Source organism: Variovorax sp. J22R115, assembly GCF_030317005.1.
Taxonomy (GTDB): Bacteria; Pseudomonadota; Gammaproteobacteria; order Burkholderiales; family Burkholderiaceae_C; genus Variovorax.
On record NZ_JASZYM010000002.1, the window covers coordinates 99,421 to 120,957 of the forward strand.

At 65.5% G+C, this 21,537-nt stretch carries 21 protein-coding genes; 1 reads left to right on the top strand and 20 read right to left on the bottom strand.

The genetic code is table 11. The features are described 5' to 3' along the window. Positions 1–2: 2 nt before the first annotated feature. The 18 genes from QTI04_RS03395 to QTI04_RS03480 form a co-directional block, all read right to left on the bottom strand. On the bottom strand, positions 3–1,166 hold the full coding sequence (locus QTI04_RS03395) for an ATP phosphoribosyltransferase regulatory subunit (RefSeq protein ID WP_286597986.1): 1,164 nt from the start codon (positions 1,164–1,166) through the stop codon (positions 3–5). A gap of 44 nt (positions 1,167–1,210) precedes the next feature. Next, a complete protein-coding gene (locus tag QTI04_RS03400; RefSeq protein WP_286597985.1) occupies positions 1,211–1,399 on the bottom strand; it encodes a DUF2065 domain-containing protein in 189 nt (62 codons plus the stop codon). A gap of 44 nt (positions 1,400–1,443) precedes the next feature. After that, positions 1,444–2,343 (bottom strand): protease modulator HflC, encoded by a 900-nt coding sequence (hflC, locus tag QTI04_RS03405; RefSeq protein ID WP_286597984.1) that lies wholly within the window; start codon positions 2,341–2,343, stop codon positions 1,444–1,446. 12 nt (positions 2,344–2,355) lie between these two features. Then, complete coding sequence (hflK, locus tag QTI04_RS03410; protein WP_286597983.1) at positions 2,356–3,699, bottom strand: FtsH protease activity modulator HflK; 1,344 nt, start codon at positions 3,697–3,699, stop codon at positions 2,356–2,358. A 76-nt stretch (positions 3,700–3,775) separates the two neighbouring features. Further along, complete coding sequence (gene hflX / locus QTI04_RS03415; RefSeq protein ID WP_286614218.1) at positions 3,776–4,945, bottom strand: GTPase HflX; 1,170 nt, start codon at positions 4,943–4,945, stop codon at positions 3,776–3,778. A 54-nt stretch (positions 4,946–4,999) separates the two neighbouring features. Then, positions 5,000–5,263, bottom strand: coding sequence for an RNA chaperone Hfq (gene hfq, locus QTI04_RS03420; protein WP_177206561.1), 264 nt, complete (start codon positions 5,261–5,263; stop codon positions 5,000–5,002). A 155-nt stretch (positions 5,264–5,418) separates the two neighbouring features. Further along, positions 5,419–6,759: a ribosome biogenesis GTPase Der gene (gene der / locus QTI04_RS03425; protein WP_286597980.1), complete on the bottom strand. Its 1,341-nt coding sequence runs from the start codon at positions 6,757–6,759 to the stop codon at positions 5,419–5,421. A gap of 21 nt (positions 6,760–6,780) precedes the next feature. Beyond that, positions 6,781–7,926, bottom strand: coding sequence for an outer membrane protein assembly factor BamB (gene bamB / locus QTI04_RS03430; protein WP_286597979.1), 1,146 nt, complete (start codon positions 7,924–7,926; stop codon positions 6,781–6,783). Next, positions 7,923–8,612, bottom strand: coding sequence for a tetratricopeptide repeat protein (locus QTI04_RS03435; protein WP_286614219.1), 690 nt, complete (start codon positions 8,610–8,612; stop codon positions 7,923–7,925). The genes bamB and QTI04_RS03435 overlap by 4 nt, the downstream gene beginning before the upstream one ends. Before the next feature lie 6 nt (positions 8,613–8,618). After that, entirely contained in the window at positions 8,619–9,917 is a 1,299-nt protein-coding gene (gene hisS, locus QTI04_RS03440) for a histidine--tRNA ligase (RefSeq protein ID WP_286614220.1), read from the bottom strand. Positions 9,918–9,925: 8 nt separating this feature from the next. Beyond that, positions 9,926–11,218, bottom strand: a complete 1,293-nt coding sequence (ispG, locus tag QTI04_RS03445) for a flavodoxin-dependent (E)-4-hydroxy-3-methylbut-2-enyl-diphosphate synthase (protein WP_286597975.1) — start codon at positions 11,216–11,218, stop codon at positions 9,926–9,928. Between the two features lie 13 nt (positions 11,219–11,231). Beyond that, positions 11,232–12,131 carry a RodZ domain-containing protein gene (locus QTI04_RS03450; protein ID WP_286614221.1) on the bottom strand — a complete coding sequence of 300 codons (900 nt, stop codon included), beginning with the start codon at positions 12,129–12,131 and terminating at the stop codon, positions 11,232–11,234. After that, positions 12,124–12,954 carry a type IV pilus biogenesis/stability protein PilW gene (pilW, locus tag QTI04_RS03455; RefSeq protein WP_286614222.1) on the bottom strand — a complete coding sequence of 277 codons (831 nt, stop codon included), beginning with the start codon at positions 12,952–12,954 and terminating at the stop codon, positions 12,124–12,126. The genes QTI04_RS03450 and pilW overlap by 8 nt, the downstream gene beginning before the upstream one ends. 4 nt (positions 12,955–12,958) lie before the next feature. Next, on the bottom strand, positions 12,959–14,107 hold the full coding sequence (gene rlmN / locus QTI04_RS03460) for a 23S rRNA (adenine(2503)-C(2))-methyltransferase RlmN (protein WP_286597972.1): 1,149 nt from the start codon (positions 14,105–14,107) through the stop codon (positions 12,959–12,961). A 20-nt stretch (positions 14,108–14,127) separates the two neighbouring features. Beyond that, positions 14,128–14,553, bottom strand: a complete 426-nt coding sequence (ndk, locus tag QTI04_RS03465) for a nucleoside-diphosphate kinase (RefSeq protein WP_286597970.1) — start codon at positions 14,551–14,553, stop codon at positions 14,128–14,130. Positions 14,554–14,703: 150 nt separating this feature from the next. Beyond that, the gene (locus tag QTI04_RS03470; RefSeq protein WP_286614223.1) at positions 14,704–16,398 is read right to left on the bottom strand and encodes a pseudouridine synthase; all 1,695 of its coding nucleotides are present in this window, start codon (positions 16,396–16,398) and stop codon (positions 14,704–14,706) included. After that, positions 16,395–17,225: an SMC-Scp complex subunit ScpB gene (gene scpB, locus QTI04_RS03475; RefSeq protein ID WP_286614224.1), complete on the bottom strand. Its 831-nt coding sequence runs from the start codon at positions 17,223–17,225 to the stop codon at positions 16,395–16,397. The genes QTI04_RS03470 and scpB overlap by 4 nt, the downstream gene beginning before the upstream one ends. 127 nt (positions 17,226–17,352) lie before the next feature. Continuing rightward, positions 17,353–18,342, bottom strand: a complete 990-nt coding sequence (locus tag QTI04_RS03480) for an RluA family pseudouridine synthase (RefSeq protein WP_286614452.1) — start codon at positions 18,340–18,342, stop codon at positions 17,353–17,355. A 50-nt stretch (positions 18,343–18,392) separates the two neighbouring features. On the opposite strand from QTI04_RS03480, the gene QTI04_RS03485 reads away from it, so the two are divergent. Beyond that, entirely contained in the window at positions 18,393–19,199 is an 807-nt protein-coding gene (locus tag QTI04_RS03485) for an outer membrane protein assembly factor BamD (protein ID WP_286597966.1), read from the top strand. 117 nt (positions 19,200–19,316) lie between these two features. Here QTI04_RS03485 and QTI04_RS03490 read toward each other — a convergent pair whose 3' ends face one another. Both QTI04_RS03490 and QTI04_RS03495 read right to left on the bottom strand, forming a co-directional pair. After that, the gene (locus tag QTI04_RS03490; RefSeq protein WP_286614225.1) at positions 19,317–21,332 is read right to left on the bottom strand and encodes an ATP-dependent DNA helicase; all 2,016 of its coding nucleotides are present in this window, start codon (positions 21,330–21,332) and stop codon (positions 19,317–19,319) included. After that, positions 21,332–21,535, bottom strand: coding sequence for a DUF465 domain-containing protein (locus QTI04_RS03495; protein WP_286597963.1), 204 nt, complete (start codon positions 21,533–21,535; stop codon positions 21,332–21,334). The genes QTI04_RS03490 and QTI04_RS03495 overlap by 1 nt, the downstream gene beginning before the upstream one ends. Positions 21,536–21,537 lie beyond the last annotated feature (2 nt).

A 21,537-nucleotide genomic window follows, 5' to 3' on the forward strand; every position in this document is an offset into this window, starting at 1 on the left:
ATTCAGATGGCTTGAACGCGCCACTGGCCGTCGCGCTCGACGAGCTCGCGGTCGCAATGGAATTCGTCGATTTCGCTGTCGTGGCCCGGCAGGACGCACACGACGGTTTCGCCTTCGCCGCGCAGGGCGGTAATGGTCTTGTTGAGGGCCTCGGCATCGCTCCACGGCGCTCGGATGGCGGCGCGCAGGGGCCTTGCGGGCAGCACGCCGACCAGTTCGCGGACGTCGAGGCTGAAGCCCACCGCTGGACGGTTGCGGCCGAACACGGCCCCCACCTCGTCATAACGGCCGCCACGCACCAGGGCGTCGCTGGCGCCCTCGGTATAGATGCCGAAGCGCATGCCGCTGTAGTAGGCATAGCCACGCAAGTCGGCCAGGTCGAAACTGACGCTGGCGCCTTCGAGGTGGCCAGCCAGCTGCTTCAGGTCAGACAGCGCGGCACGAACGCCGGCAGAGTCCGGCAGGGCCTTGGCAGCTTCGTCGAGCACGGACGCGTCACCGTACAGCTGGACGAGCGCCAGCAGACCCTCACGCGACGGCGCGGGGAAGTTGGCCGTGAGTTCTCGCAGGGCGCTGGCGTCCTTGGCCGCCAGGGCCGCATGGATACGCGCAATGACGGCGGCATCGACCGGCATGCCGGCAAACAGAGAGCTCACGATGCGCGCGTCCGCCAGGTCGACGATGACCGGACTTTGCGCGGGCCCGGTGACGCCGGCGGCTCGCAGACAATCGAGCGCCAGGCGCAGGACTTCAGTGTCGGCTTCGAGCCCGGCATGGCCGTAGATTTCAGCGCCGAACTGCAGCGGCTCGCGCGTTGCATGGGGACGATCGGGGCGCGTGTGCAGGACCGGGCCGCAATAGCAGAGCCGGGTCACACCCGCGCGATTGAGAAGGTGGGCATCGATGCGCGCGACCTGCGGCGTGGTGTCGGCGCGCAAGCCCATGCTGCGCCCCGACAACTGATCGACCAGCTTGAAGGTTTGCAGGCCGAGCGCCTCGCCCGTGCCGGACAGCAGGGATTCCAGGTGCTCGAGCAGCGGCGGCATGACCAACTCGTAGCCATAGCCACGGGCGGTATCGAGCAGTTCGCGTCGAAGTTCTTCGATGTGGCGCGCCTCGGAAGGCAGCACATCGGCAATGTGATCCGGGAGGACCCAGGCGGACATGGGGATCGGGGGCGTGGTTAAACCGGGATTCTACCGGGACCGCGTCACCCCAATACCCAGAGGAGCGCCAGGCCCAAAAGAATGCTGCAAAGACCGAAGAAGCGGAGTTGCCCGTCGCGCAACTGCATGAGTTGGCCGAAGCCGCGCCGCCAGCCGCCGGGCGAGAGAAAAGGCAGCAGCCCCTCGATCACCAGGACGAGCGCCAGCGCGCTCCAGAAGGTATCGACGTTCACGACGATCCGATCTCAGCAGGCGGCAGGCAGGCGCGCTGTCATCCTCAGCGACGGGGTGCATTGCTCGTCGAGCCGGAGCTTTGCATCGACTTGAAGAAGTCCGATGACGGATCCAGGACCATCACGTCGCTCTTCTTGTTGAAGCTTTGCTTGTAGGCATCGAGGCTGCGATAGAACAGCGCGAACTGCGGGTCGCGGCCGAAGGCGTCGGCATAGATGCTGGCGGCACGGCCGTCGCCCTCGCCCTTGATCTTCTGGGCATCGCGATAGGCGTTGGCCACGATCACTTCGCGCTGGCGATCGGCGTCGGCACGGATCTTCTCGCCCTCGGCAAAACCAGTAGAGCGCAGTTCGTTGGCGACGCGCTTGCGCTCCGCTTCCATGCGGCGGTAGACCGATTCGGTGATGGCTTCGACATAGTCGACCCGCGTGATGCGAACGTCCACGACGTCGACGCCCCACGGCTTGGCACCCTTGACCACCGCCAGTACCTCGCGCTGCACGTCGGACATGACGGCCTCGCGGCGCACGGAGATCAGGTCGCGCACGGTACGCTTGTTGATGTTTTCCTGGAACGCGTTGCGAACCACGCGGTTGAGCTGCACGGCACCGGCGTTCTCGTCGAGGCCAACGTTGCGGATGTACTCCGACGGATTGGTGATGCGCCAGCGCACGTACCAGTCGATCACCACGCGCTGCTTTTCCGCGGTGAGCATGGGTTCGGGGTCGAGGCTCGACAGCGTCAGCAAGCGCTTGTCGATGTACGACACGTTCTGGAACGGCGGCGGGAGCTTGAAGTTCAGGCCCGGCTCGGTGATCACTTCCTTGATCTGCCCGAGCGCGTACACCACGCCGAACTGGCGCTGGTCGACCACGAAGAGGGTCGAACTCAGCAGCGCGAGCGCCACCAGGACCGACGAGACGATGAATCCGATTCTGTTCATATTCTTGTGTCCTCAGCGCACGTCGCGGTCGCGCGAGCGGCCATCGCGGGCGCGCGCGTCGCCTGCGGATGGGGCAACCGGAATCACCGACGACTGTGGTGCGGCCGTGCCCGCGACATTGGGATTGGCAGCGTCCACCGGCGTACCAGCCGCGTTCTGACCGGAGAACTGCATCAGCTTGTCGAGTGGCAGATAGAGCAGGTTCGAGTTCTGCTTCGAGTCGACCAGCACCTTCGTCGTGCTGCTGTAGATCTGCTGCATGGCATCTGTGTACATGCGGTCGCGCGTGACCTGCGGCGCCTTCTGGTATTCGGAGAGCACCGAACTGAAGCGCTGCGCATCACCTTGCGCCTGTGCAACGATCCGCGCCTTGTAGGCCTCGGACTCTTCCTTGAGACGCGAGCCGGTACCCGTCGCGCGCGGAACCACGTCATTCGCGTAAGCCTGCGCTTCGTTCTTGGTGCGCTCGCGTTCCTGGCCGGCCTTGAGCACGTCGTCGAATGCCGCCTGCACCTGCTCCGGGGGACGCACCCCGCCCTGCTGCAGGTTGATGCCGACGACCTCGACGCCGACCTTGTAGCGGTCGAGGATGGTCTGCATCAGCGCGCGCACGCGTGGCGCAATCTGGTCACGCTCGTCAGCGAGCGCAGCGTCCATGCGCATCTTGCCGACCACCTCGCGGACGGCTGTCTCGGCCACCTGCACCACGGTATCGGCCGGCGACTTGCTCTCGTAGAGGAAGGCACGGGCGTCGCTCAAGCGGTACTGCACGGCGAACTTGATCTCGACGATGTTCTCGTCCTCGGTCAGCATGGCGGACTCGCGCAGGCCGGTCGAGCGCACGATGGTGTCGCGGCCGACGTCGACGGAACGGATCTGCGTGGTGACGACGATCTCGTGGCGCTGAATCGGATACGGCAGCCGCCAGTTGAAACCGGCGCCCACGGTCGCCTTGTAGCGGCCGAATTGCGTGATCACGGCCTGCTGGCCTTCGTTCACGATGAAGAAGCCGGTGCCCAGCCAGATCAGGACTGCAACTGCCGCAACCAGCCCGAGGCCGAAGCCCGCGTTCTTCATGTCGGGCTTGAGGCCGCCACCGTTGCCACCGTTCGGCCGGTTGTTGTCGCCGCCGCCGCGCCCGCCGCCGAAGAGGCCGCCGAGCTTTCGATTGAAGTCGCGCCAGAGTTCATCGAGATCCGGTGGCCCCTGGTTCGGGCCTTGGCCGCGCGGGCGATTGTTGTTACCCGAAGGCGGCGGAGCGGGAGGCTCGCCGTCGGGACGGTTGGCGGCGGGACGGTCGCCGTTCGACGAGGAGTCGTCACCCCGGCCCCACCGGCCATCGTTCAGGTTGAACATGCCGGAAAACCGTCTCCACACTGGCTTTGCATTCATTCGATTCTGTTCTTGAGTCAGTGACGGGGATTGTGCCCAATCAGTTGGCGGCATCGTGCAATTCGGCGCTGGCTTCTGGGGTCATGTCTTCAGACAGCAGGCGCGATCGTTGGGCGAGTTCGGCGCGCAACGCCGGAACGCCTTCGCCGGTGTGGGCACTCAGGAAGATGCGAGGCACTTGCACGCCGTCGACGTCGATCTCGTCCTGGAGATGCAGGGGGTGCTGCGCGCTTTCAAGAGCGTCGAGCTTGTTGAAGACCAGGAGCTGCGGAACCGTGTCGGCACCGATGTCCTTGAGCACGCCCTGCACTTCGGCCATCTGTTCGGGATGATGGGGATTGGACGCGTCCACCACGTGCAGCAGCAGGTCCGCATCGACGGCCTCCTGCAAAGTGGCCCTGAAGGCGTCGATCAAACCGTGAGGCAGGTCGCGAATGAAGCCGACCGTGTCGGAGATCGACACCTTCCGGCGTGCGTCGCCCAGGTACAAATGGCGCGTCGTCGTGTCCAGCGTCGCGAAGAGCTGGTCGGCCGCATAGGCGCGGGCCTTGACCAGCGCATTGAACAACGAAGACTTGCCGGCATTGGTGTAGCCGACCAATGAGATGTTGAAGGTGTCGCGACGCTCACGCTGCCGCCGCTGGGTGCCGCGCTGCCGCCGAACCTTGGCGAGCCGCTCGCGTGTGCGCTTGATGGCTTCGCCGATCATGCGGCGGTCGAGTTCGATCTGGGTTTCGCCGGGGCCGCCGCGCGTGCCGATGCCACCGCGCTGACGCTCCAGGTGGGACCACCGGCGCACGAGGCGCGTGCTCAAGTATTGCAGCCTGGCCAGCTCGACCTGCAGCTTGCCTTCGTGCGAACGCGCGCGCTGGGCGAAGATTTCGAGGATGAGGAAGGTGCGGTCATAGACCGCGACACCGAGTTGGCGCTCGAGGTTGCGCTGCTGCGCCGGGCTCAGGGCCTGGTCGAAGACGACTTCGCTCGCGCGATGCAGTTCGGCGAGTTCGCGGATTTCGTCGGCCTTGCCGCTTCCGACGAACAATGCCGCGTCGGGCGCCTTGCGTTTGCACACGAGGCGAGCGACCGGCTCCAGGCCCGCGGTCTGCGCAAGCAGTCCGAGTTCCTCGAGTTCGCCGTCGAAATGGGGCAGCCCGAAGTCCACGCCGACAAGAACGACGGCGCCTTCCTTGCGGGGAATCAGTTCAGACAAGCGGAGTCAAAATTGGAAAAAGCGCGGCGGACGAACCGCCGCGCTCCGTGCCGTTCAGGCGGCAGTGTCGTCGTTCTCGGCAGCCGAGAAGTTGACGGCCCGACCCGGCACGATGGTGGAGATGGCATGCTTGTAGACCATCTGGGTCACCGTATTGCGAAGCAACACGACGTACTGGTCAAACGACTCGATCTGACCTTGCAGCTTGATGCCGTTGACCAGATAGATCGAAACAGGCACGTGCTCTCTACGCAAGGTGTTCAGGAAGGGGTCTTGTAGAAGTTGCCCTTTATTGCTCACGATATTCTCCGTGTTCAAGAGTAGTTGTTGGACTGATCACCTTAACACAGCGTTTCCGCGCTGCAGCAAGAAAGTCCAATGGCCTTGTAAAAAAACGGCAGTTAAAAGCCGGAACTTCGGCTGCCGATGCTGCTCTTTGGACGCTATTGGCGGCCAAGCCGCAAGAATGCCGTTCACTCGTCCTTGTCGGCGTACGGATTGCGCGAAGTCTTGAGTTCGATGCGCAAGGGCGTGCCGACCAGATCGAATTCCTTGCGAAACCGGCCTTCCAGGAAGCGCTTGTAGGCGTCAGTGACGTGCTCCAGCGAATTGCCGTGAATAACGATCACTGGCGGGTTCATACCACCCTGGTGCGCATAACGCATCTTCGGCCGGAACATGCCCGAGCGCTTCGGCGCCTGGAATTGAACCGCTTCCAGCAACAGGCGCGTCAGCACCGGCGTAGACATCTTGCGCGTCGCGGACTTGTGGGCCTGCACGATGGCCTGCCAGACCGGGCCGAGCCCCTGCCGCTTGACGGCCGAAATGAAATGCAGCGCAGCGAACTTCAGGAACGGCAGGCGTGTCTCGATCTGGCGCTGGATCTGCTCCCGCTGGTAGCTGTCCACCGCATCCCATTTGTTGATGGCGATCACGACCGCGCGGCCGCTCTCCAGGATATAGCCTGCGATATGGGCATCCTGGTCGGTCACGCCCTGCGTCGCGTCGAGCAGCAGCAGGACCACGTTCGCGGACTCGATGGCCTGCAGTGTCTTGACCACCGAGAACTTCTCGATCGCCTCGAACACCTTGCCCTTGCGGCGCAGCCCCGCTGTATCGATCAACTCGAAACGCTGCCCGTTGCGCTCGAACGGCACCATGATGGCGTCGCGCGTGGTGCCGGGCATGTCGAAGGCAACCAGCCGCTCTTCGCCGAGCCAGGTGTTGATCAGCGTGGACTTACCGACGTTGGGACGGCCGGCGACAGCCAGCTTGATCGCCTTGTTGGCCTCTTCTTCCTCGGCCTCGTCCTCTTCGGGGAGGTCGAGTGGCCCGAGCGCGAGTTCGACCAGGTCGCGAATCCCCTGCCCGTGCGCCGCGGAGATGCCATACACCTCGCCGAAGCCCAGTTCGTAGAAGTCGACCAGCTTGGTGCCGTCGTGCATGCCTTCGGCCTTGTTGGCCACGAGCACGCAGGGCTTCCCTAGCCGGCGGAGTTCGTTCGCGATGTCGTGATCCTGGGCCGACAGCCCTTCGCGCGCATCCACCACGAAGATAACCACGTCGGCTTCGGCCACCGCCTGCCGCGTCTGCTTGGCCATCTCCTTGAAAATGCCGCTGCCCGCGTCAGGCTCGAAGCCGCCGGTGTCGATCACGATGAATTCGCGCTTGCCCTGCCGGCCATTGCCGTAGTGACGGTCGCGCGTCAGGCCTGCAAAGTCGGCGACGATGGCGTCGCGCGTCTGCGTCAGGCGATTGAACAGGGTCGACTTGCCGACGTTGGGACGCCCGACCAGTGCAATGACCGGCTTCATTGAAGGCGTCCTTTCACGTGATTACTCAGGCCGGAAGCCGAACACACCGCCATTGCGGGTGACGACCACGACCGTATTGCCCGCCAGAACCGGCGTTGCAGCGATGGCTGATCCATCGGGCGTAAGGCGAGTCTGTTGCGAACCGTCCTCGCGAGAGAGCACATGCACCAGGCCGGTGCTGTCGCCGATGATCAGCGAGCGGCCGACCGCGAGCGGAGCGGTCAGCATGCGGTACTTGAGCAGGTCGGCCTGCTGCCAGGCGCGCTCGCCGTCGGAGCGGCGCCAAGCGATGACGGTGCCGTTCTCCTCGGTGCCGAAGACATAGCGGTCGTCGCCCCCCAGGCCTTCGGCGCTCACGGCCGGCTTGGTCCAGAGGAGCGCGCCGCGCGAGGCGTCGACACAGCCCACGTTGGCGTAGTAGGCGCGCACGCAGACGACGTCGCCGATGCGGCTCACGGAGCCTGTCAGATCTACGAGGCGCTCAACGTCGTTGGTGCCGCGTGGTGCGGCAATCGACGACTCCCACCGCGAGGTGCCGTTCGCAGGATTGATGCCGACCAGCCGGCCGCCCACTCCGGTCACCAGCGTGTCGCCGACGGCGAGGAGCACGCCGGGCTTCTTCAAGACCAAATTCTCTGCCGGGCGCTGCTGCGACCAGAGGCGGCGGCCGCTCTGCCCATCCCAGCCGCTGGTCGTGCGATCCGCGGCCTGGACGAAGATGCGGCGGCCAGCCACCAGCGGCGGCGTATAGGCCTGGGCCGTCAGGCGCTGCTTCCACAGCACCTTACCGCCTTGCAGGGCGACGAGCTCGCTGTTGGCCGTCACGACGGCGACCATCGATCCGTCGCTGCCCACACCGGCTGCCAGGGGCTCACCGACCTTGGCGCGCCACACTTCCTGGCCGGCGCGCGCGTCGATCACGGCCACCGTGCCGTCGCTGCTCGCGACCGCGACGAGGTCACCGCTGACATTCGTCGACAGGGGGAATTCCACCGCCGGAATGCGCACGCTCCAGGCTTGGCGCACGCCCATCAGCGCCGGATTGGCGGGAAGTTCGGCGGGCTTGGGCCTCGATGTACCGGAACAGGCGGCCAGTGCGGCAATCAATACCACTGCAGCGCCTGAGCGCAGAACGGGCGCAGAAGGCAGGTAACGCTTGAAATTCATGGCTTGGTCTTGGCTGGGGAAGCAGCGCCGGCAGCAGCCAGGCTCTTCGGGTCGACGCCAACGGCATTGAGCTTGATCTCGACGAGACGGCGATAGTCCGTGCGCGGCTCGAAAGCGGCCCAGGCCTTCTGGTATTCGGCTTTCGCCTCGTCACGCTTGCCCTGAGCAAGATAGATGTCGCCCTTGCGGTCCGCGACCAGCGCTTCGAATTCCTTGGGTACATCGCCCGAGAGCTGCTTGAGCGCCTCGTCATACGACTTGGCTTCGAGCAACTCGGCCGCGAGGCGCAGCTTGGCGACGGCTTGGTAGCCGGGATCAACCGCATGCTCCGCCACCCAGGCTAGCGCGGCGCGCGAGCCATCCAAGTTGCCTTTCTCGTACAAGGTCTTCGCGGCCAGCAGACCGGCCTGCTGCGCATAGGCGGTGCCGGCGAACTTGTCCTTCATGTCGGCGAGAGCGCGTTCGGTGCGGGCGGTGTCGCCGGCCTGCGCGCTGCGCTCGACTTCGTCATAGAGCGCGGACGCTTGCACGGCCTTGGTGCGCTGAAAATACTGCCAGCCGTTCCACGCCACGAAGGCGCCGGCTGCAAGCAGCACGACCCAGGTGATCAGGGTGCCGTAGGTGTTCCAGAAATGCTTGAGCTGGTCGAGCTGTTCCTGTTCTTCGAGGTCGAGATGGGTGGCCATGCGCTGTCAGTTGTTGGGAGCCGAGGATTGTAGGGTGGCGGCCCATGCGGGCACATCGGCGAGCGGCCGGGTACTTTGCGCACCACTGCCATCCCGCAACGCCTTGACGGTGACCTCACCGCGCAAGAGCTCATCGGCACCGAAGATCAGTGCGTAGGCTGCTCCGCTGGCGTCGGCCTTCTTGAACTGCGACTTGAAGCTGCCCAGTCCATCGGCGGTGGCGGCATGCATCTGCGCCCGCACGCCGGCATCGCGCAACTGCTGCAACGTGCGCAGAGCGACGGGCATCGCGGCAGTGTCAGGCACCACGGCGTAGACGTCGGGCACCGGCATCGGGACCTGTGTGCCCTGCTCTTTCACGAGTTCGAGCACACGCTCGACACCGAGCGCCCAGCCGACAGCCGGAGCGGCCTTGCCGCCGATCTGCACGATCAGGTCGTCGTAGCGGCCGCCCGCGCAAACCGTGCCCTGGGCGCCGAGGCGATCGGTCACGAACTCGAAGACCGAGAGGTTGTAGTAGTCGAGGCCGCGCACCAGGCGCGGGTTGATGGTGTAGCCGATGCCGTTGGCGTCGAGGATGGCGCGCAGCCCATCGAAGTGCGCCAGCGATTCCTCGCCAAGGAAGTCGATCAGCTTCGGCGCCGATTCGACGATGTCCTTCATCGCCGGATTCTTCGTGTCCAGGATGCGCAGCGGGTTGGTGTGCAGGCGGCGCTTGGCGTCTTCGTCGAGCTGGTGGGCGTGCTTCTCGAAGTGGGCGATCAACTGGGCCCGGTGCAGCGCCCGCTCGGCAGGCTGGCCCAGGCTGTTGAGTTCGAGGCGCACGTCGGTCAGGCCCAGTGCCTTCCAGAGTGCGTTCGCCAGCAGGATCAGTTCGGCATCGACGTCCGGGCCGGCAAAGCCCAGGGCCTCGGCACCGATCTGGTGGAACTGCCGGTAGCGGCCGCGCTGCGGACGCTCGTGACGGAACATCGGCCCCATGTACCAAAGCCGCTTGCCACCGTCGTACAGCAGCGAATGCTCGGTGACCGCGCGCACCACGCTCGCGGTGTTCTCGGGCCGCAGTGTCAGTGCCTCGCCGTTGAGCTTGTCCTCGAACGAGTACATCTCTTTTTCGACGATGTCCGTCACCTCGCCGATGCCGCGCACGAACAGCGCCGTGTGTTCGAGGATCGGGGTGCGGATGTTGCGGTAGGCATATCGCGCCATCAGCTCGCGCACGGTGGCCTCAAGCCACTCCCAGCGCGCCGATTCGGGCGGCAATATGTCGTTCATGCCTTTGACGGCATTGAGTTTTTCAGCCATGGATGAGATCAGGCAACCTGTGCAGCGGACTCGCTGCCAAAGCGCTTTTCAATATAGTTTTCGACCAATTGGTGGAACTCGCCGGCGATGTTGTCGCCGCGCAGCGTGAGCGCCTTTTCGCCGTCGATGAAGACCGGCGCCGCGGGGGCTTCGCCGGTGCCGGGCAGGCTGATGCCGATGTCGGCATGCTTGCTCTCGCCCGGGCCATTGACGATGCAGCCCATCACGGCGACCTTCAGGTTCTCGACGCCCGGAAACTTGGTACGCCAGACCGGCATTTGCATGCGCAGGTAATCGTCGATCTGTTTGGCGAGTTCCTGGAAGGTGGTACTGGTCGTACGGCCGCAGCCCGGGCACGCGGTGACGCTCGGCACGAACACCCGCAGGCCCAGCGCCTGCAGGATCTCGTTGGCAATCACCACCTCCTGGGTACGCGATTCGCCCGGCTGCGGCGTGAGCGAGACACGGATCGTGTCGCCGATGCCTTCCTGCAGCAGGATCGACAGCGCCGTGGCCGACGCCACCGTGCCCTTGGTGCCCATGCCGGCCTCGGTCAGGCCGAGGTGCAGGGTGTAGTCGCAGCGCTTCGCGAGTTCGCGGTAGACCGAAATCAAGTCCTGCACGCCGCTGACCTTGCAACTCAGAATGATCTGGTTGCCATTCATGCCCATCGACTCGGCGAGCTTCGCGGAATCGATGGCCGAGGTCACGAGCGCCTCGTACATCACCTGCTTCGCGTCCCAGGGTTCGGCGCGCCGGCTGTTGGTGTCCATGAGGCTGGCCAGCAATTCCTGGTCGAGGCTGCCCCAGTTGACGCCGATGCGCACCGGCTTGTTCCAGCGCATGGCCGCGTCGATCATCTGGCCGAACTGGCGGTCGCGCTTGTCGCCCTTGCCGACGTTGCCCGGATTGATGCGGTACTTGCTGAGCGCCTCGGCGCAGGCCGGATAGTCGGTGAGCAGCCGGTGACCGTTGTAGTGGAAGTCGCCGATCAGCGGCACGTCGACGCCCATGCGGTCGAGCTGTTCGCGGATATACGGCACCTGCGCCGCCGCCTCGGGCGTGTTCACCGTGATGCGCACCATCTCGGATCCGGCAAGTGCCAGTTCCTTGACCTGGATGGCCGTGCCGATCGCGTCGACCGTGTCGGTATTCGTCATCGACTGGACACGCACCGGCGCATCGCCTCCCACGGTGACGCTACGGGGCCCCCAGACCACGCTCGCCTGGCGGCTGCGGCGCGCCTTGGGGGCGGCGGGTTCGATCGGGAGGCAGCCGATGGAGTCGATGATGTCCGTCATGGTGTCTGGGGCCTCAGGGTTTGATCTCGAAGCGTGCCACACCTCCGGAACGCGTGACGGGCGCGAGGTCGAAGGCCTTGCCGCGCACGCGCACGTCGACGCCCGAAGCACGGCCGACGACCACCTGCAGCGGCAAAGTACCGTTCAACCCGACCGTTTCGCCCGCCTTGACGGTGCGCCGCAGCAATTGCTTGCCGCCCGATTCGGTCACGGTGATCCACGATTCCTCGCGCGCGACGAACACGATTAAGTCGTTGCTGGCGGCCGAGTCCGAGGCCGCGGCTGCCGGCTCGGCCGGGGCGATTTCCGCGGGCGGCGGCAACACGGGTTGCGCAGCGGGTGCGACGGCCTCGGTCGCGGTGCCGGCCGGAGCGGGCGAACCCGTCGAAGCGTTGGGGTCGCTGGCTTCCGAGGCGGTGAGTTGTGCAATCGACGCACCGACACGGTCGAAGATCGATTGCGGCAACCAGAACAGGACGGCAGCGCCAGCCAACAGCAGCATCACAACGATCAACAGGGGCCGCGAGGGCGGCAGCCAGTTGGATCCTGCGCCCGAACGCGGCGCAGCCGAACGGAGGTTCCGGCTGATCGTCTGATCGGCGTCTGCGAGACCCGGGCGCAAGGCACCCGGCAGCTTGGCCAGCACCGGCGCCGGATCGATTCGCAGGGCCCTGCACACGCTCGCCGCAAGCGCCCGCGCAAACACCGGATCCGGCAAGGACGCGATGTCGTCGGCTTCCAATGCCGCGAGCTTCTGCGGCGACACCTTGAGTGCGGCCGCCACCATGTCGATGTGCAGCCCGTGTGCCTCGCGCGCTTCGCGCAGCATGTCGCCCGCCGTCATGTGAGTGCTGTCACCGGCGACCAGAGGCACCGCTGCGGAAGCCCCGAATTCACTCGCCCGCTCAATCATTGAAATTCCCGCGCTCGTACGCAATCGCCTCCCGCGACTGGGGGAAGCGCCGTTGCAACTGGCCAGCCAGCTGTGCAATCGCCTCACGGTTGTTGAGCTGGCGTTCGATCTTGATGCCGAGCCACAAGGTCTCGGCGCTGGCCGAGGGGCTGTTGTTGACTCGGCGAATGTAGAACTGCGCACGCGACCATTCCTCGCGCTGGGCCAGGACGGACGCCAGGTTGTAGCCGATCACCGGATTGGCGGCATCGAGCTCGTAGGCCTGCGTGAGGCTGCGCTCGGCCTCGGCGCGCTGCCCCGCCCTCAGCTGGCAGATCCCTTGTGTCATGAGCGTCTTGGCGCGATCGGCGTAGCTGGACACTGCGAGCGCGGCACTGAACTGCTGCTGCGCGTCGGCATAGCGGTTCTGCTGGCACAGGAGCCAGCCGTAGTTGTGAAGAACATTGGGCTCGCGCGGATTCAATGCAATGGCGCGGCGGAAACTGTCCTCGGCTGCGGGAGCATCGTCGAGCCGCATGTAGACGAGGCCGCGCAAGTTGTAAGCGTCCGCAAAGGTCGGATCTGCAGCAAGCGCCTGCTTGATTTCGTCCAGCGCGACCGTCGTCTGCCCTTGCTGGAAGTAACCGATCGCCAATTCGATGCGCAGCTTGGCGCGTTTGCGGGCGTTCGTTTCATCCGAATCGGTCACGATGGCAGCGGCATTGGGAGCATTGCTCGGCAAGACGCCATCCCTGGTGGCGCAGGAGGTCAGCAGGAACACGGCCGCAACGCCATAGAGCGCCTGCATCACCAGCGTTTGCGCAGTCGGAAAGGCCTTGCTCATCGGGTCATTGCTCCTCGGGAGTGGATGTGACGGCCTTCGTGCGGGCCGGATGCAAAACGACGGTTCGCCGCTGGGCCATGCGCTCGGCCGCGTGGGTACGGTCCTTGACGTCGCCTGCCAATTGGCCGCACGCGGCGTCGATGTCGTCGCCACGCGTCTTCCGAACCGTGGTGACGATGCCTGCTTCGCTCAATACCTTGGCGAAGGACAACACCCGGGGCTGCGGCGAACGCAACAGGCCGGATGCCGGAAATGGATTGAAGGGGATCAGGTTGAATTTGCAGGAGACCCCCTGCGAGCGAACCAGGTCCACCAGCTGACGTGCATGCTCCGGCTGGTCGTTGACGCCGTCCAGCATGCAGTACTCGAAAGTGATGAAGTCGCGCGGCGCGTGCGCGAGGTAGCGCTTGCAGGCTTCCAGAAGTTCGGCGATGGGGTACTTGCGATTGAGCGGCACCAGGTCGTCGCGCAGCGCGTCGTTCGGCGCGTGAAGCGAGACCGCGAGCGCGACCGGGCAGTCGCCGCCGAGCCGATCGATCATCGGCACCACGCCGGAGGTCGACACCGTCACGCGCCGACGCGACAGCCCGTAGGCGTTGTCGTCGAGCATGGTGCGCAGCGCCGGCACCAGTGCCGAGTAGTTCTGCAGCGGTTCACCCATGCCCATCATCACGACGTTGGAGATGACCCGCTCGTCGCGCTTCAGGTGCTTGCGCAGGAAGTGCTCGGCAAACCACAACTGGGCGACGATCTCGCCGGTCGTGAGATTGCGGCTGAAGCCCTGGTGCCCGGTCGAGCAGAAACGGCATCCGACCGCGCAGCCGGCCTGGGACGACACGCACAGGGTGCCGCGATCGTCCTCGGGAATGAACACGGCCTCGACCGCGTTGCCGTCACCGACATCGAACAGCCACTTGATGGTGCCGTCGGCGGATTCGTGCTGCGTGATCACGGGGAGCGCCTCGACACGCGCCGTGGTCGCGAGCTTCTCGCGCAGCGATTTCGCCAGATCGGTCATGTGCGCGAACTCGTTCGCTCCCCGCTGGTGAATCCAGCGGAAGAGCTGCGTCGCGCGAAAACGCTTTTCGCCCAGCCGTTCGCAGAACGCGGCCAGTCCTTCCAGATCGAAGTCGAGCAGGTTGGCCGTGGTCATTGCGTCAGTCGGGCTGAACCTCAGCGTGCGTAGACGTTGAGGCCGGCGAAGAAGAAGGCCACTTCGTTCTTCGCGGTTTCGGGCGCATCGGAACCATGCACTGCGTTGGCATCGATGCTGTCGGCGAAGTCGGCGCGGATGGTGCCGGCGGCTGCCTTCTTGGGGTCGGTGGCGCCCATCAGGTCACGGTTCTTGGCGATGGCGTCTTCACCTTCGAGCACTTGCACGAACACCGGGCCGGAGATCATGAATTCGACCAGGTCCTTGAAGAAGGGGCGCTCCTTGTGGACGGCGTAGAACTGTTCGGCTTCGTTGCGCGACAGATGCACCAGCTTGGCCGCCACGATCTTGAGGCCGGCAGCCTCGAAGCGGGAGACGATCTTGCCGATGACATTCTTTGCCACTGCGTCGGGCTTGATGATGGAGAGGGTGCGTTCGATGGCCATGGAAATGCTTTCTTGAGAGCTTGAATCTGGATGGGTTTTGTCGGCACCGCAACCCTGAAGCTGCGGACTTTGACAAAGCCTTTGATTTTAACCGGCGCGATAGGGTCAACCCGCAGGAAGCGGGCGAAAGACCGGCGTTCGCGCCGATTTTCAGCGACCTCGGCGGCGACCGCCGCCTTGTCCACCAAAGTTGCCGCCGGCGGGCCCGCCACGGCGCGGACCCTGGCGTTGTTCCTTGCGCTGGCGCGAGAAGCTGTCGGCGCCGATATATCCGAGCGATGTCTTCATCGGGTCCGGCTGGTTGGCACCGCTCGGTGGACGATCGTCGCCCTGACGGTTGCGGCCCTGCTGGCCTTGGCCTTGACCTTGACCCTGGCGGTCGCCGCGATTGCCCCGGCGCCCCTGCGACGGAGCCTTGCCGCCGCCCATGCCACGGTCGGACCGCGCGCCCGGACCGTGGGCCAGCGGATTCGGGATCGGCGCTTCGCGATCGTCCCCTTGAGGGCCGACGCCTCCGCCATTGCGGTTGCCGCGCCGCTTGCGGTTGCGGTTGTTGCGTCCGCCGCCGCCGTCCTGGCCGCCCTGGCCTCTCGGCCCTGCGCCCGGCCGAGCCTGTCGCTCGCCGGAGCCGCCTGCAGCCTGGAACAGCGCCCGGATGTCACGCTCGTCGAGTTCCATCCATGCGCCGCGCTTGAGACCGCGCGGTAGCACCATGGCGCCGTAGCGGATGCGGATCAGCCGGCTGACCGCATGCCCCACCGATTCGAAGAGTCGGCGCACCTCGCGGTTGCGGCCCTCGGAGATGGTGACGCGGTACCAGCAGTTGGAGCCTTCGCCGCCGCCCTCCTCGATGGTCCCGAAATGGGCCATCCCGTCGTCGAGGCGGACGCCTTCGAGCAGGCGCTGCTTCTCCTCGCTGCTGAGAGCGCCGAGCACCCGAACGGCGTACTCGCGCTCCAGCCCGAAACGGGGGTGCATCAACTGGTTGGCCAGTTCGCCGGAGCTCGTGAAGAGCAACAGACCTTCGGTGTTCAGGTCGAGGCGGCCAACGGACTGCCACTTGCCCTGCTGCAGGCGCGGGAGCTTGCGGAAAACGGTTGGGCGGTTCTGAGGATCGTCGTGCGTGACGACTTCGCCGACCGGCTTGTGGTACGCGATGACGCGCGCCGGCGGCGGTGCGATGCGGTAGCGAATCGGCTTGCCGTTGACCTTGACCTGGTCGCCGTACTGGATGCGCTGCCCGATGTGGGCGGGCTCGTTGTTGACCGAGATCCGGCCCTGGAGGATGAGTTGCTCCATCTCGAGGCGCGAGCCCAGGCCAGCTTGCGCCAGCACCTTGTGCAGCTTGGGCGAATCGGCCTCCGGCAGCAGCACGCGCTTGAGCGGCGGCACTTCGGGGCTTTCCTCGTCGGCGTCGAACTGGCCCGAAATAACGTCGGCAAATCGAATCGGCTCGGGCGGCGGCGCATTGCGCTGTTCACGCTCGGCGGCGCGGCGCGCACGGTCGAGGTCGTCTTCCTCTTCGTCCGGCTCTTCGTCCTCATCGCCTTCATCCACCTCGAAAGCAGGTACCTCGCGCGCGGTGTCCACAGGCGGTGCAGGCCGCTCCTCGACAGCTGGCGCCCCGACGGACTCCACCGCATCATCGGCCGGGGTCTCGGCCGACACGTCTGTGGCGTCGGGCTTGCGCCGACGCGGACGACGCTTGCGCGGCGCCTCGGAAGCGCCTTCTGCGACAGGGGCGGTGGCACCATCTTCAGGCTGCAACGCCGCATCCGCCGCGCGCTCCTCGGAGAGGGGTTCGGCCGGCAGCGTGGCTGCGTCATCGGGATCTTTGGGGCTCATGGTCGGGTTCCGGAAGGGACAGCGGTGGCGTCGGCCTCATCGGACGGTGCAACTGCATCTGCATCCGCGTCGATGGGAGAGGAGGATGGGGATTCGGTCTGAGCGGGTGCGTCGATTTCAGGATCGATCGCCACTTCGGCTTCAGTGGCGTCGGCGGTTTCAGCGATGACCACGACGGCCTCGAGGGCTTCGCCACTCGCTGCGTTAGTTCCCGCAGGCACCGCCTCGGGCTGCGCTGCGATTTCTTCGATCGGCAGCGTAGGCTGGTCTTCGCCGGCCGCACGATGGAGCGCTTCGATCAAGGCGCCCTGCTGCGATGGCGATTCGATCACCGGCAACTGGTCCAGCGAAGCGAGGCCCAGGTCGTCGAGAAACTGTCGCGTGGTCGCATACAGGCCCGGCCGGCCGACGGTTTCGCGATGACCAATGACTTCGACCCAGTTGCGGTCTTCGAGTTGCTTGAGGATCAGCGAATTGATGGTGACACCCCGGATGTCTTCCATGTCACCTCGCGTGACTGGTTGCCGGTAGGCAATGATCGCCAGCGTCTCAAGGGCCGCACGCGTGTAACGCGGCGGCTTCTCGGGGTGCAGGCGATCGAGATGGTCACGAAGCTCGGGCCGGCTCTGGAAACGCCAGCCGGTACCCACGCTCACGAGCTCAAGGCCGCGTTGCGACCAGTCTTCCTGCAATTCGAGCAACAACGACTTGATCGTGTCCGCGCCCAGTTCGTCGTCGAACAGCACGCGCAGTTCGCGCACCGGCAACGGCTGGGTCGAACAGATCAACGCGGTTTCGAGAATGCGCTTGGCATCCGCCGTATTCATGGTTCGCGTTATCCCGGAAAAGGCGTCTCGGGGACGCTTGTTCAGATGGATGAAAGAAGGCGCTGCAGGCACGCGGCGAATGCAACGCGAGGCCGGCATCGAATGGCCGGCGCGGCCCTCGGGACCGTCAGGCGCGATTGTAATCCAGCCCCCACTCGTAAAAACCCTGAGCGAGATCCGCCGGCGGCTGCGACTGGAACTCCATCGGCTGCCCGGTGATGGGATGCACGAATCCGAGCCTGAAGGCGTGCAGCGCCTGACGGTTCAGCCCGGCAGCGTTAGTGCCTCCGTAGAGAGCATCGCCGACGAGCGGATGGCCGATCGACGCCATGTGCACGCGAATCTGGTGGGTCCGCCCCGTTTCCAGCGTGCAGCGCACCGCACAGCCCAGGTCGTTGGTGTCGAGCGCCTCGATCAGCGTGCGCGCTGGCTTGCCGGAATGGCGCTCCAGGTCGACCACCGCCATGCGCAGGCGATTGCGCGGATCGCGGCCGATCGCGGTGTCCACATGTCGCGCGTTGGCGCCCTGCCAGGTGCGGTGGGCGAGCGCGAGGTACTGGCGCTTGACTTCGCGCGCTGCGATCAGCGCAACAAGCGCATCCATCGCCGCGCGGCTGCGCGCGACGACCATCAGGCCGCTGGTGTCGCGGTCCAGCCGATGCACGATGCCGGCGCGAGGCAACAGCGCCGCCCGCGGATCGAGCGCAAGCAGTCCATTCAACAAGGTTCCACTCCAGTTGCCTGGTGCCGGATGCACCACAAGCCCCACAGGCTTTTCGATGACGCGCAGATGGTCGTCTTCATGCAGCACGTTGATCGCCATCGTCTCGGGCCGGAATGCCTGGCTCTGCGGTGTCGGGCGAAGCTCGACGCGCCCGGCTTCGCCGGCATGCACCGTGGCCGAGGTCTTGGTCACCACCCTCCCCTGCAGTTCGACGGTGCCAGCATCGATGAGTTGCTGGAGGTAACTGCGCGAGAACTCGGGCACCAATGCGGCAAGTGCCCGATCCAGCCGCTGGCCGTGCTGGGCCTCGCCGATCAGGAAAGTGCGAATTTCGCTGGCGTCGGACAGCTCCACACCCTCGTCGTGGTCGGCCGCCTCCGGGGTATTGCCCAAGGGGTCGGCCGATATAATTGAGGGCAACTGTTTCACGAAAGCCTTATCTGATGTTTCGCGCCAAATTATCGGTTGTCTCCGGCTGGCTGGCCCTTTGCGCGGCAGCATGGCTGGTGGCTGGCTGCTCGACCCCGACCGACAAGACCGCGAACTGGAGCCCCAACCGGATCTACTCCGAAGCCAAGGACGAAGTGGACTCGGGCGCCTACGACAAAGCGGTGCCGTTGTACGAGAAGCTGGAAGGCCGCGCTGCCGGCACGCCGCTCGCGCAACAAGCGCAGCTCGACAAGGCCTATGCCCAATTCAAGGCAGGCGACAAGGTTCCGGCCGTCGCGACGCTCGATCGCTTCATAAAGCTGCACCCGGCCAGTCCGGCGATCGACTACGCGCTCTATCTCAAGGGCGTGATCAATTTCAACGACGACCTCGGCATGTTCGCGTTCATGACGCGCCAGGACTTGTCGGAGCGCGACCAGAAGGCCGCGAAGGAATCGTTCGAGGCGTTCAAGGAGCTGGTGACCCGCTTCCCCGAGTCGCGCTACACGCCAGACGCGCGCCAACGGATGAACTACATCGTCAACTCGTTGGCGCAGTATGAAGTTCACGTGGCGCGCTACTACTACAACCGCGGCGCCTACCTGGCGGCCATCAACCGCGCGCAGCAGGCCCTGGCAGACTACCGCGAAGTTCCGGCGCTCGAAGAAGCGCTGTACATCATGTACATGTCCTACGACAAGCTGGGCCTCAACGATCTCCGTGACGACACCCAGCGTGTGCTGACCTCCAACTATCCAAAGAGCGAATATCTGACGCGAGGCTTCCGGGCCAAGGACGATCCTTGGTGGAAGCTCTGGTGAACACAAAGCCCCCCGGCTTTTCACTTCGCATTCGCTTCGTGTAATTTGCCACCCCCCCAACGGGGCGGCGCGGCTCGCCTTGGGGCGGCCCGGTGGCCGCATGCTCGAGCCAGCAGACTACTCAGCGTTCCTCTCCGCTACCAATTCGACGACGGCGGCATCGAACTCCATTTCGGTCTCGATCCTGCGCATGGGCGGCAGCGCGGCGAGCAGGCGGCGGCCGTAGCCCATGGCGACGAGGCGCGTGTCGCAGATCACCAGCACACCCATATCGGTCTCTCGCCGGATCAACCGTCCGGCGCCCTGCTTGAGCGCTACGGCGGCTTCGGGTAGCGAATAGTCGCTGAAGGAGCTGCGTCCTTGCGACTCGAGACGTTGCGAACGTGCCTCGACGAGCGGGTCATTGGGCGGCGGGAACGGAAGCTTGTCGATCACGACCAGTTGCAGGGCATCGCCGGGAGCATCGAACCCCTCCCAGAAAGAGGCTGATGCGACCAGAACACAGCCGGAACGCCCATCGGCAGACCCTTCACGAAAGCGGTCCATGAGGACCCGCTTGGGAAGTTCACCCTGCACCAGCACTTCCGGCCGCTGAACGGGCTCCAGATGCTCGAATTCCTGCCGCATGGCATCGCCAATCGTCCGCAGCGCGCGCAGCGTCGTCGTGAGGACCAGCGTGCGACCACCGAGCACGCCAGCTCCCCGGGCGGCGAGTTGCGCCACGCGTTGGCTGTGCGCCGGATCGTTCGGCTTGGGAAACATGCGCGGTACGTAGAGCGCCGCCTGGCGTGCGTAGTCGAACGGGCTCTGGACGCGCAGCACCTCGGCATCGTCGAGGCCGCAGGGCTCTGTGAACCAGCGCAGCTTGGGATCGTCCCCGAGCGTGGCCGAGGTGAAGACCCATGCGCGCCCTTGCTCTTCCTCGTTGTCCGCGTCCGACTTGAGGACACGCGTTCGCACCGCTTCGGCGATGTCGAGCGGCGACTCGATCAATCGCAGCTGTGTTCCGACGTCCACCCAGCGCACCGATCCGTCGGGACAGCTCTCGGCGAAGCGCTCTGCACGGTCCGACAGTTGCTGCGCGCGATCATGGAGGCGACCGAAATCGGGCGACAGTTCGCTCACGGTGTCGATCCCCCTCGCTGCTTCAGCGAAAGCCTGCTGCAGCGCATCGAGCGCGTCCTGCCATGCCTCCGGCGCGACGCCTTCCGGCGACGCACCGGCCCAGCGCAGCTTCGCGCCGGAGTATTGCTTGCCCACCGACAGCCGCAGTTCGCGCGCACCGCGCTCGACCCCTGCCACCAGTCGCTGCCAGTCGACCAACCCTCGCGCATGCTGGAGCCCCGCTGCCAGCAGGTCGCGTGCAAAGTCCAGGGCTTGCCCACTGCCAAGCTGAGCGCCGAGGAACTGAACCCCGGTTTCATTGAGCTGGTGTGCCTCGTCGAATACGACGACCCGCACGGTCGGCAGCAACTCCGCCATGCCGGATTCGCGCACGGCGAGGTCGGCGAAGAACAAGTGGTGGTTGATGACCACCACGTCCGCCGCCATCGCCTCGCGACGCGCGAGATTGACGTGGCACGGCTTGAACTGAGGGCATTGCGCGCCGAGGCAGTTCTCGCGGGTGGATGTCACCAGGGGGATCAGCGGCGAGCGCTCGTCCAACCCCGGCAACTCGGCCATGTCGCCCGTGCGCGTGGACTTGGACCACTGCTCGATCTTCGCAAGCGTGCGCAGCGAGCCGCGTTCGGGCAGCGAGGCGTCATGGCGCGCCTGATCGAGGCGGTGCAGGCACACATAGCTGGACCGCCCCTTGAGCAAGGCGGTCCGCACCGGTAGCCCCAGCGCAGCGACCAGCCGGGGCAGATCGCGGCCGAAGAGCTGGTCTTGCAGGGTCTTGGTCGCAGTCGACAGCAGCACGCGCTCGCCGCTCAGCAGTGCCGGCACGAGGTACGAAAAGGTCTTGCCGACGCCGGTGCCTGCCTCTACGACGAGCACGCCGCCCTGGTCGATGGTGCGCGCAACAGCGAGAGCCATCTGCGTCTGGCCTTCGCGTTCTCGAAACTGCTCGGCGGCATGGGAGAGCACGCCATCCTGCGCGAAGGCCTCGCGCACCTCTTGTTCAATGGACATCAGGCGGGCTCTTGCGGGTCGAGCAGGCGTTCGAGGCGTGCGATCTCGTCGCGTAGACCCAGACGCCGCTTCTTCAAACGTCGAAGAAGCAGTTCATCGACCGGGACGACCTCGCCCAGCCGGTCGATCGTGGCGTCGAGGTCCGCATGCTGGATCCGGAGTTCGATCAGCTGGCGTGAAATGGAGTGAAGATTGGAGTCCAACG